General features: G+C 36.1%; 8 protein-coding genes. 3 read left to right on the top strand and 5 right to left on the bottom strand.

Features of this window, described 5'->3' with window-relative positions; all coding sequences use genetic code 11:
* Positions 1 to 521, bottom strand: a 521-nt coding sequence (locus tag MODO_RS03510; protein ID WP_059050636.1) for an REP-associated tyrosine transposase, incomplete at its 3' end; no start/stop codon positions are given.
* A gap of 188 nt (positions 522 to 709) precedes the next feature.
* Complete coding sequence (locus MODO_RS03505) at positions 710 to 1,015, bottom strand: hypothetical protein (protein WP_006257759.1); 306 nt, start codon at positions 1,013 to 1,015, stop codon at positions 710 to 712.
* Between the two features lie 323 nt (positions 1,016 to 1,338).
* Between MODO_RS03505 and MODO_RS03500 the strand changes: the two genes are divergently transcribed.
* The 3 genes from MODO_RS03500 (at position 1,339) to MODO_RS03490 (ending at position 6,152) form a co-directional block, all read left to right on the top strand.
* Complete coding sequence (locus tag MODO_RS03500) at positions 1,339 to 2,289, top strand: succinylglutamate desuccinylase/aspartoacylase family protein (RefSeq protein ID WP_006257760.1); 951 nt, start codon at positions 1,339 to 1,341, stop codon at positions 2,287 to 2,289.
* Positions 2,286 to 2,849, top strand: coding sequence for a 5-formyltetrahydrofolate cyclo-ligase (locus tag MODO_RS03495; protein WP_006257762.1), 564 nt, complete (start codon positions 2,286 to 2,288; stop codon positions 2,847 to 2,849). Before MODO_RS03500 ends, MODO_RS03495 begins: the two co-directional genes overlap by 4 nt.
* A gap of 159 nt (positions 2,850 to 3,008) precedes the next feature.
* Positions 3,009 to 6,152, top strand: a complete 3,144-nt coding sequence (locus MODO_RS03490) for a S41 family peptidase (protein ID WP_006257763.1) — start codon at positions 3,009 to 3,011, stop codon at positions 6,150 to 6,152.
* A gap of 165 nt (positions 6,153 to 6,317) precedes the next feature.
* Here MODO_RS03490 and MODO_RS03485 read toward each other — a convergent pair whose 3' ends face one another.
* The 3 genes from MODO_RS03485 to ileS form a co-directional block, all read right to left on the bottom strand.
* Positions 6,318 to 6,914, bottom strand: a complete 597-nt coding sequence (locus MODO_RS03485) for a lipoprotein signal peptidase (protein WP_006257764.1) — start codon at positions 6,912 to 6,914, stop codon at positions 6,318 to 6,320.
* Between the two features lie 86 nt (positions 6,915 to 7,000).
* Positions 7,001 to 7,387 carry a TraR/DksA family transcriptional regulator gene (locus MODO_RS03480; RefSeq protein WP_006257765.1) on the bottom strand — a complete coding sequence of 129 codons (387 nt, stop codon included), beginning with the start codon at positions 7,385 to 7,387 and terminating at the stop codon, positions 7,001 to 7,003.
* Positions 7,388 to 7,395: 8 nt separating this feature from the next.
* A complete protein-coding gene (gene ileS / locus MODO_RS03475; RefSeq protein WP_006257766.1) occupies positions 7,396 to 10,797 on the bottom strand; it encodes an isoleucine--tRNA ligase in 3,402 nt (1,133 codons plus the stop codon).
* Positions 10,798 to 10,810: the final 13 nt, after the last annotated feature.

Here is a 10,810-nt window from a genome sequence, read left to right as displayed (position 1 = left end):
TTTTCTAATCCATTATAGTTACGAGCAGAACTAAAATAATAATCCTCAGCTTTAACCACAATCTTTTCCTCCACAGGATTCTGATGTATATAATTAATCTTTTGTCTTATAAACTTATTTGAATATATCTCTTCAGCATGATACCCATCTTGCCATACTTTATACTGTTGGTTTCTTTTGACATAAACACAACTTTGTTCAAAATATCCTAATAACCATTCGCGTCTACTCTCTGGCTCTTCATTTATCATTTCAATAATTTTCTTACTTGTGAATTTTTTAAAATCACGCATTATTTCAGCAATTGTAAGTTTACCATTACTTCTACAAAACATATGTAGATGGCTATGCATTAAAACGTAAGCATAAATCTCTAATCCTTTATTCTTTTGACAGTATCTCAAAGCATCAATAATAACATATTTCTGACTTAAACGAGTGAACACATCTACCCATCCCACAGTAGTAATAGTTATAAAATAAGCTTTATCTAATTCAAGAGCTTTGTACTTCGTAGACATTATGGCACTATTTTTAAAATTAGAAATAACACCTAAAGTTAAACACTAGAAATAAAAAAGAATAATACTAATCAAAGTAATTCACCCGGTTTATATTACTCCGCACGGATTGCAAATCCGCGCGAACTGCCAAACTAAACGAACTACTATACATACTACTCGTTGGCGCGGATTTGCAATCCGTGACATTATACTAACACTATACTACCATAAACCTCTTCACTACACTTAAATACTAGAGTACGACTACCTTGTATCTGTACAGATACCCTCCCCTTATGATAAACAAAGTTCACCTCCTTTAGATCAATACTCCCTTTTCCGAAATAGCGTCCTTTTCCGATATGATAAGTCATTCGCCTACTGCTCTTTGAGATAAAAAGAGTACCACATTCTTCACCACCTTTCAGGATAAGAAAAGAGACTGCTTCATCATTCACACTAGAGTGGATTAATTCATAACTACCGAATAAGTGACCGAGACCAAACACCATTATTATCTAATTTAAAACACATTAAATGTACTCATTTATCTCTTCACAAAACTCAATTATTCAAACATATAGCTCACGTTTTCATCGATTCGTTGTCGCTGACATGTCCTTCCCTATCATCCCGATATGCTCCCTAGTTGATAGGCTAGTGATAGGCTTATTTATAGCACTTATTAGCCGAGCACATGCCTATCATATGCCGACCACAAGCCGACCACCCCTAAAAAAGCACTAAAAACACCACTAGTAACGATTTGTCTCTTTCGATTAAAACACGAATGCGAAACTTTTAATATCTTCACAGTTCCAAAATTGTTAGAAAGATGACTATACTAGATGAAACAATACATCCTGGTGAAACCAAGACTTTAAACCTTGAAATCGCAAGATTACACACAGCTACTAAACTAAAAATACCCGTTATCGTATCTAGAGCTAGACTAGACGGTCCTACCGTATTACTCTCTGCTGGACTACACGGTGATGAGCTGAATGGGGTGGATATCGTACGTCAGATAGTACATCGTGGGATGAATGTCCCTAAGCGAGGTACGATTATTTGTATCCCTGTGATTAATATATTTGGGTTTATTAACCAATCTAGAGAGTTCCCAGATGGTAGAGATATGAATAGGGTATTCCCTGGTAGTAAGACTGGTTCACTAGCAGGGCGCTTTGCCCATTATCTCGTGAACTATATCTTGCCTCATGTAGATTATGCTATCGACTTTCACGCAGGAGGTGCAAGTAGATTTAACGCTCCTCAAATCAGAATCGCTCCAGAAAACCTAGAGTTAGAAGAGTTAGCGACTATCTTTCACCCACCTTTCCTATTGTACTCAGCACAGATAGCAGGTTCTTTTAGAAATGCGTGTGCTAAGAAAGGTATCAAAATGTTGTTATTCGAAGGAGGGAAGTCCTTAGATATTAACTCTGATGTATCTGAAATGGGAGTAGAAGGTACGAAGCGATTCTTACACTCTTTTGATATGCTGAAAGATGAGTTTAGCATCTGTCCTCCTAAAGAAGATATGACCATCATCACCAACTCTATTTGGGTACGTGCTAAGCGCTCTGGATTATTACACGATCAGGTAAAAATAGGTTCGTATGTAGAAAAAGGAGCTGTACTGGCAGAGGTATCTGACCCGTATGGAAAAGAAAACACAACAATCAAAGCACCGAATGCAGGCTATGTAATCAATGTAAATGATGCTCCTATAGTCTATCAAGGAGATGCAGTATTTCACATCTCAAAAACATTAAAAAAATGAATAAAGAAGAATTAAGATTAAAATATAAAGCCCTTCGCGATAACTTAGGCTTAGATAAAATAGATGATCTAAGTTTAGAAATCGCAAATCAAGCACTACAGTTACCGATCTGGGATAAGGTGAACTACCACCTGTTTCTAAGTATTCGAAATAAAAAGGAAATAGATACAGAATACCTACTGCAGATACTAGCGGGTAAGGATAAGAATACTATCTTATCTAAATCTGACTTTAAGGAGGGAACATTATCACATTACCTCTTGACGGACAACACTACGATTAAAGTCAATAGTTATGGTATTCCTGAACCTATAGACGGCATTCAAGTAAGCGAAAACCAGCTTGATGTAGTCTTCATTCCCTTATTAGCTTATGACAAACAAGGGAACAGAATAGGCTATGGCAAGGGATTCTACGATAGATTTTTAGCAGAATGCAAGCCCGATGTCGTTAAAGTAGGACTGAGTTTCTTCCCACCAGAAGACCATATCAGTGATGTGAGAGAAGGAGATATTCCTCTTGACTATTGCATCACACCTACAGAAGTATATCGATTTTAATACATATAAAACGAGGCAATATTAAGGTATTGTCTCGTTCTTTTTATAGATCTATTTGAATACAGACACCTTGCTATTAGCCTTCTATCAACAGTTAAAACTAAATTAGGATTAGTGAGTTAAGGAAAATATTTTTATGTTTATTAAAAATATTAACCAATGATCAAAAACACTATCACCTTACTTACACTTTCTCTTGTAAGTTTAGCATGGGGACAGCAATCACCTAAATTTGCTTCTACCCCATCACTAAGCCCTGATGGAAAGACTACTTACTTTAGCTATAATGGCGATATATGGCAAGCTCCAACATCTGGTGGAGAAGCTCTAAGAGTAACTGCCTTAGAAGGCAACGAGACTAACCCTCGCGTATCTCCTGATGGAAAATGGCTTGCATTCTCTTCTGACCAATACGGCAACAGAGATGTATTCTTAATGCCTCTAACAGGGGGACAAATCACACAACTTACTTACCACCAAGCTTCTGAAGATGTAGAGAGTTGGAGTTGGGATAGTAAGACAATTTACTTCACTTCTAATGCGAATAATAACTTTGGTTCTTATGCTATAGATATCAATGGTGGTACTCCTAAACCACTGTTCACAAACTACTTTAATAATACAAATGGATTAGTTGTTACTCCTGCTGGTGAGTACTTATTCACTAGTTCTATGGAGAGTGCTAGTCAGACTACTCGTAAGCGCTATAAAGGAGAGAACAACCCAGATATACTAGGTTATAATCCTACGACTAAGGCATTCAAATCTTATACAGATTATGAAGGAAAGGATTTTAACCCTACAGTAGATAAGAATGGGAAGATATACTTCATCTCAGACGAGAACAATGGCAACTATAACTTATACACCTTCGAGAATGGGAAGAAAGTAGCCTTGACGAACTTCGATACTTCTATCAAGAAACCTTATGTATCAGCTGATGGTAGCAAAGTCGTTTTTGAGAAAGATTATATGATTTATGTACTTGACACAGCTACTAAGTCTATAACACCCCTAGCTACTTCTGTAAACACGAATAAAGCTATCGAGAAAGAGCAGTCTTATACTGTAGAAGAAAATATGGAATACTTCGATGTGTCTCCTGATGCGAAGAAGATTGCATTCGTTAGTCGTGGGATATTATTCGTATCGGATATCGAAGGAAAATTCGTACAAGCGGTATCGGACGGTAAAGAACGTGTAATGGAAGTAAAATGGTTAAAGGACAACAAGACGCTACTATACAGTCAGACGTATAAAGGATACCAAAATTGGTTTAAAAGATCTGCTGATGGCAAGGGAACAGTTACTCAATTAACTTCTGATAATCGCAACAACAGAGACATTACTTTAAATAAAGAAATGACTAAAGCTGTATACCTAAGTGGTAGAGATGAAGTGAGATTATTAGACTTGACGACTTATACTTCTAAAGTAATAGTGAAAGACGAAATATGGGCATTCCAAAACTCTAAGCCTTCTTTCTCTCCTAATGGGGAGTATGTGTTATTCACTGCTAAGCGCAATTTCGAAGAGGACATCTTTGTTCATCATATCGCAAAGAATGAGACAATTAACTTAACGAATACAGGTGTAGCAGAGTCTAGCCCTTACTGGTCTCCTAGTGGTAAGTATATCTACTTTATGAGTGACAGACTTAATCCTTCTTATCCTCTAGGAATGCAAAATCCTAGTATCTACCGATTCTCTGTAGATTGGCAGACAGACGCATTTAAATCTGATCAGTTTGACAAACTATTCGTAGAAAAGAAAGAAGAGGATACAAAAGATACTAAGAAAAAGGACAAAAAGAAAAAACAAGAAGATACCCCAAAAGTGAAATCTATTAAGATAAACACAGAGGGACTGCTTGATCGTATAGAGCAGGTAAGTGACCGTTTTGGTAATCAATATAATCCTATCGTATTCGCTGATGATAAAAAAGAGGTAGTGTTCTATAACACGAATCAAGAAAACGGAAAGGGCAATTTATACAAAACAGTTTACGAAGACTTCGAAGACAATAAAAGTGAAAAAGTATTCGATAAACGCGCGAATCAATTACTTCAACGTGACAAAAAAGTATATGCACTAATCAGTGGTAACATCTATAGCTTTGAGTTAAGCAAAGGAAAGCCTGAGCAGATTAAAATCAAACACAGCTTTACTAAAAATTTAGCAGATGAGTTTAACCAAATGTATTATGAGACATGGGCTGGTGTAGAGGAGAATTTCTATGACGAAACTTTCCACGGTATAGATTGGAATAATATGAAAGAGCAATTCGCTCAATATCTACCTGATGTTAATAGTAGAAATGACCTGCGTATCTTACTGAACGATATGTTAGGAGAATTAGGTTCTTCTCATTTAGGGTTTAATTCTTCTGGAAGTGAAGAAAAGACAAAACTAAGCTACAGATCTTATGAGACTGGTATCGTATTCAATACGGATAAGCCTTATCAAGTAGAGCGCATCGTACGTAAATCTCCTGCTTATGCTACAGACATAGACATTAAACCTGGGGATGTATTAACCAAAGTGAATGGGCATAAAGTAGATGAGAAAGCGAATAGAGATACTTATTTCACCTTCGCTAATAGTCAAGAAGAAATAAGCCTAACATTCAATAGAGGAGGAAAAGAGATTAATACAAAGCTGCACCCTATCTCTTTTGGAAACATGAAGTCACTACTGTATGACGAATGGATTTATACGAATAAAAAACGTGTGAACAAGCTAAGTGATAATCGTATCGCATATACGTATATGAAGAATATGACTTCACCTGAGTTAGACAGATTCTTACTAGATATGGTAGAACAAGAGGCTAACAAAGAAGGTGTAATCTTAGACTTGCGTTATAATACAGGAGGGAATGTACATGATAAGGTACTGAATTTCTTATCACAAAGACCCTATCTACAATGGAAGTATAGAGAAGGTAAACTAACAGTACAGAGTAACTTCACCCCTAGTGGTAAGCCAATAGTATTGCTTATCAATGAATCATCTCTGAGCGATGCCGAGATGACTGCTGCAGGGTTTAAAGCCTTAAAACTAGGAAAAATCATAGGTCAAGAGACGTATAGATGGATTATCTTCACTTCTGGTAAGAGCTTAGTAGACGGCTCATCGTATAGATTACCATCATGGGGTACTTATACACTGGATGGGCAGAACTTAGAAAAAACAGGTGTTGCACCTGATATCTATGTTAAAAACACATTCGTAGATAGATTAAATGACAATGATCCTCAACTAGAGAGAGCTGTTCAAGAAATCTTGAAAGACATTAAATAATACAGTAAAGGCTTCCCTCAGGAAGCCTTTATACTTTTATAACTTAGTCCATAGCACACCCACCTACTCTACGAGACACTTAGAGATTGATTTAAACAACGAATGGTCTACATCTAACCCAATCTCTACATATAAAAAAAGGCTCCCTAAAAGAGAGCCATATTGTTAGTTTTTAAAAACTTTTTTACTAAATACGATTAAGATACCTACTCCTACTGATATAGCTACATCCGCAATATTAAAAATAGCATTGAAGAAAGTAAAGTAGTTTCCTCCCCAGATAGGTAACCACTCAGGTAGATATCCTTTCCAGATAGGGAAATAGAACATATCTACTACCTTACCGTGAAACCAACTACCATAAGGCTGATCTGAGAACATCGTTGCTATCTGCCCAGGTGTACTCTCATTAAAGATAACTCCGTAGAATATCGAGTCAATAATATTACCTAATGCTCCTGCCATAATTAAAGCAATAGCTACGATAAGATAATTAGAAGCTTTCTTCTTGAAAGAATCATTTAACCACCATGCAATACCACATACAGCCACTATTCTGAATAATGTCAAAGCAAGTTTACCATAATCTCCTGGTAACTCTACCCCCCAGGCCATACCCTCATTCTCTATAAAATGAATGCGAAACCAATCAAAAACGACTATCTCATCATTTAATAAAAAATTAGTTTTAATATATATCTTCAATAGCTGATCTAGTATCAATACTATCAAAACAAGTAGGTAAGCTCTCTTTAACGACATTTTTCTTTATTTACAAGGAACAAATGTAGTTATTTTATCACATAAAAAAAACGCTCCTAATGGAGCGTTTTTAAATTTATTAAAGATTAACGTTGCAGATTCTTTGCCTCGATACTCATAGTAGCATGTGGAACTAATTTCAATCTTTCTTTATCGATTAGTTTCCCTGTTACTTTACATATACCGTAAGTCTTGTTTTCAATACGGATTAATGCATTTTTTAAATCACGAATAAACTTCTCTTGACGTATTGCTAACTGAGCATTCGCTTCTTTAGACATTGTTTCGCTTCCTTCTTCAAACGCTTTGAATGTAGGTGATGTATCATCTGTACCATTATTCAAATCATTCATATAGGCGCTTTTAATTAATTCTAAATCTGCTTGAGCTTTCTCAATCTTAGCCGATATTAACACCTTAAATTCAGCTAAATCTGCATCAGAATAACGTACAATTTCACCTACTTCTTTCATAATTTTAATTATTTTAAAATTAACACTCGCGTTTTTAGCTCATCAAACTCTACATCTACACCCTCGCTCAACTCAGTCACGAATTCTAATGTGTGTGTTAGTGTTTCAGACTTGATATAGTCCTCATTCGCTAAAACAGCCTCTTTTATTTCTTTTTCTTCTAGTATTTTTACTACAATCTTATCAGTAACTTCAAATCCAGAGTCTTTTCTGATGTTCTGAATTCTATTTACTAACTCTCTTGAGATACCTTCTTTTCTCAATTCAGGACTGATAGTTATGTCTAATGCCACTGTTAGTCCAGCTTCGTTAGCAACTAGCCATCCCTCAATATCTTGAGAAGTAATCTCAACATCTGCTACTGTTAAAGTAACACTTTTTTCTGATAGATCTAATGTAATCTCACCATTTCTTTCAAGTAATGCGATTTCTTCCTGCCCAAAACCCTGTATCTTATTCGCAATCAGCCCCATATCCTTACCGAATCGTGGTCCTAATGTTTTAAAATTAGGTTTGATCTGTTTTACTAAGATACCTGAAGCATCATCTAGTAATTCGATTTCTTTCACATTAACCTCAGCTTTGATTAGATCAGCGATAGCTAATATCTCATTTCTTTGGTTATCATCTAATACAGGAATCATTACTCTCTGTAGTGGTTGACGTACCTTAATCATTTCTTTCTTACGAAGTGATAACACTAATGAAGAAATGATTTGAGCTTTTTGCATTCTGCTTTCTAATGCTTTATCAACGAATTCTTCCTTGAATTCAGGGAAGTTAGCCAAATGTACAGATTCGAAACTTTCTCCATGTGTTGCTAAAGTTAAGTCTCTGTAAAGTTTATCCATGAAGAATGGAGCAATAGGAGAACCTAATTTAGCTACAGTTAATAAACATGTATACAATGTTTGGTAAGCTGCTATTTTATCTTGTGCATATTCACCTTTCCAGAATCTTCTTCTACATAGACGAACATACCAGTTACTCAAGTTCTCTGTAACGAAATCTGTAATCGCACGAGCTGCTTTCGTTGGCTCATACTCTGCATAGAATTCGTCTACACGTTGTACTAAAGTATTTAACTCAGATAAGATCCATCTATCTATCTCAGGTCTTTCTGCTAATGGAATGTCTTGCTCTTCATACTTAAATCCATCGATATTAGCATATAACGCAAAGAAGTTATAAGTATTATATAATGTCCCAAAGAACTTTCTTCTTACTTCTGTAATACCATCAAGGTCAAACTTCAAGTTATCCCATGGATTCGCATTCGAAATCATATACCAACGCGTAGCATCAGGTCCGTGCTCAGCTAATGTATCAAATGGATCTACAGTATTACCTAAACTCTTAGACATCTTCAATCCGTTCTTATCTAACACTAATCCGTTAGATACTACATTCTTATATGCTTTAGTATCGAATACTAATGTAGCAATAGCGTGTAATGTATAGAACCATCCACGTGTCTGGTCAACTCCCTCAGCGATAAAGTCTGCAGGATATGATTTATTATTGTCTATTAAGTCTTTATTTTCAAATGGATAGTGCCATTGTGCATAAGGCATAGATCCAGAATCAAACCAAACGTCAATTAAGTCTGACTCACGACGCATAGGTTTACCAGAAGGAGATACTAATACGATATTATCCACTACATTTTTATGTAAATCAACTTTATCATAGTTCTCTTCACTCATATCTCCTACTACGAATCCTTCAAAAGGATTAGCTGTTTGGATACCAGCAGCCATAGATTTATTAATCTCGTTCATTAACTCTTCTACAGATCCTACTACAAGTTCTTCTGTCTTATCTTCAGATCTCCAGATCGGTAATGGAATACCCCAGAAACGAGAACGAGATAAGTTCCAGTCATTTGCATTCTTAATCCAGTTACCAAAACGTCCTTCTCCAGTCGCTTTAGGCTTCCAGTTCACTTCTTCGTTTAATTCGAACATACGCTCTTTTACCTCAGTGATCTTGATAAACCAAGAGTCTAATGGGTAATATAATACAGGTTTGTTCGTTCTCCAACAATGTGGGTAACTGTGAACATACTTCTCTACTTTGAACGCTTTGTTTTCTTCTTTTAAACGAATAGCAATTTCTACGTCAACAGAACGCTCAGGTGCTTGCCCTTCATCATAGTATTCATTCTTCACATATTTACCTCCTAAGTCACCTAGCTCTTTAACGAAACGACCTTGTAAGTCTACTAATGGAACTGGGTTCTCATCAGCGTCAAGGATAAGCATAGGCGGTACTTCTGGTGTAGCTTCTTTAGCTACCTTAGCATCATCTGCACCAAAAGTAGGAGCTGTATGTACGATACCTGTACCATCTTCTGTAGTAACAAAGTCTCCAGAGATTACTCTGAATGCGTTCTTAGGGTTTTGGTATGGTAATACATAAGGCAATAACTGCTCATACTTAGCTCCCACTAAGTCAGCACCTTTAAATTCCTTAACTACGAAGTAAGGAATCTTTTTATCACCTTCTTTATATGCGTTTAATTCTTCTTCTGTTTCTACAGCTGCGAACTTACCTGCGAACTGCTTACCAACTAATGGTTTACCTAATACTACATTAATCGCCTCACCCGTATATTGGTTAAACGACTTCACTAATACATAATCAATCTTAGGTCCTACAGTCAATGCTGTATTCGATGGTAATGTCCATGGAGTAGTCGTCCAAGCTAAGAAATGAATAGTACCGAATCCTTTTAAGAACTCAGGTAATGTCTCATCAATAGCTTTAAACTGTGCTACGATAGTTGTATCTGTGATATCTTTATATGCTCCAGGTTGGTTAATCTCATGTGATGATAGACCTGTACCTGCTTTAGGAGAATATGGTTGGATAGTATATCCTTTGTATAACAAGTCTTTATCATAGATTTGTTTTAACAACCACCATACTGATTCCATATATTTAGACTTGTATGTCACATAAGGATCGTTCATATCTACCCAATACCCCATCTTCTCAGTAAGGTCATTCCATAGATCTGTATAACGCATTACAGTACGCTTACACGCTTGGTTATATTCCTCTACTGTAATTTTAGTTCCGATATCTTCTTTAGTAATTCCAAGTTCTTTCTCTGTACCTAACTCTACAGGTAGTCCATGCGTATCCCATCCAGCTTTACGCTTTACTTGGAACCCCTTTTGAGTTTTATAACGACAAAAAATATCCTTAATAGCACGAGCCATCACGTGGTGAATTCCTGGTTTACCATTTGCTGAAGGTGGGCCTTCGAAAAACACGAAAGGTTTATTATCCTCTCTAGTACTAATACTTTTTTCGAATATTGATTGTTCTTTCCAAAACTCTAGCATCTCCGATGCTACCCCTGACATGTCAAGATTCTTATATTCTGTAAATTTAGTGCTCATCGTTATTATTATA

Source organism: Myroides odoratimimus (assembly GCF_001485415.1).
GTDB classification, from domain to species: Bacteria; Bacteroidota; Bacteroidia; order Flavobacteriales; family Flavobacteriaceae; genus Flavobacterium; species Flavobacterium odoratimimum.
This window is presented reverse-complemented; position numbering and strand designations above follow the sequence as displayed.

Coding starts and splice junctions, on each gene's coding strand:
- MODO_RS03505 (WP_006257759.1), bottom strand. CDS start 1,015: ATGGTGTTTGGTCTCGGTCACTTATTCGGTAGTTATGAATTAATCCAC.
- MODO_RS03500 (WP_006257760.1), top strand. CDS start 1,339: ATGACTATACTAGATGAAACAATACATCCTGGTGAAACCAAGACTTTA.
- MODO_RS03495 (WP_006257762.1), top strand. CDS start 2,286: ATGAATAAAGAAGAATTAAGATTAAAATATAAAGCCCTTCGCGATAAC.
- MODO_RS03490 (WP_006257763.1), top strand. CDS start 3,009: ATGATCAAAAACACTATCACCTTACTTACACTTTCTCTTGTAAGTTTA.
- MODO_RS03485 (WP_006257764.1), bottom strand. CDS start 6,914: ATGTCGTTAAAGAGAGCTTACCTACTTGTTTTGATAGTATTGATACTA.
- MODO_RS03480 (WP_006257765.1), bottom strand. CDS start 7,387: ATGAAAGAAGTAGGTGAAATTGTACGTTATTCTGATGCAGATTTAGCT.
- ileS (WP_006257766.1), bottom strand. CDS start 10,797: ATGAGCACTAAATTTACAGAATATAAGAATCTTGACATGTCAGGGGTA.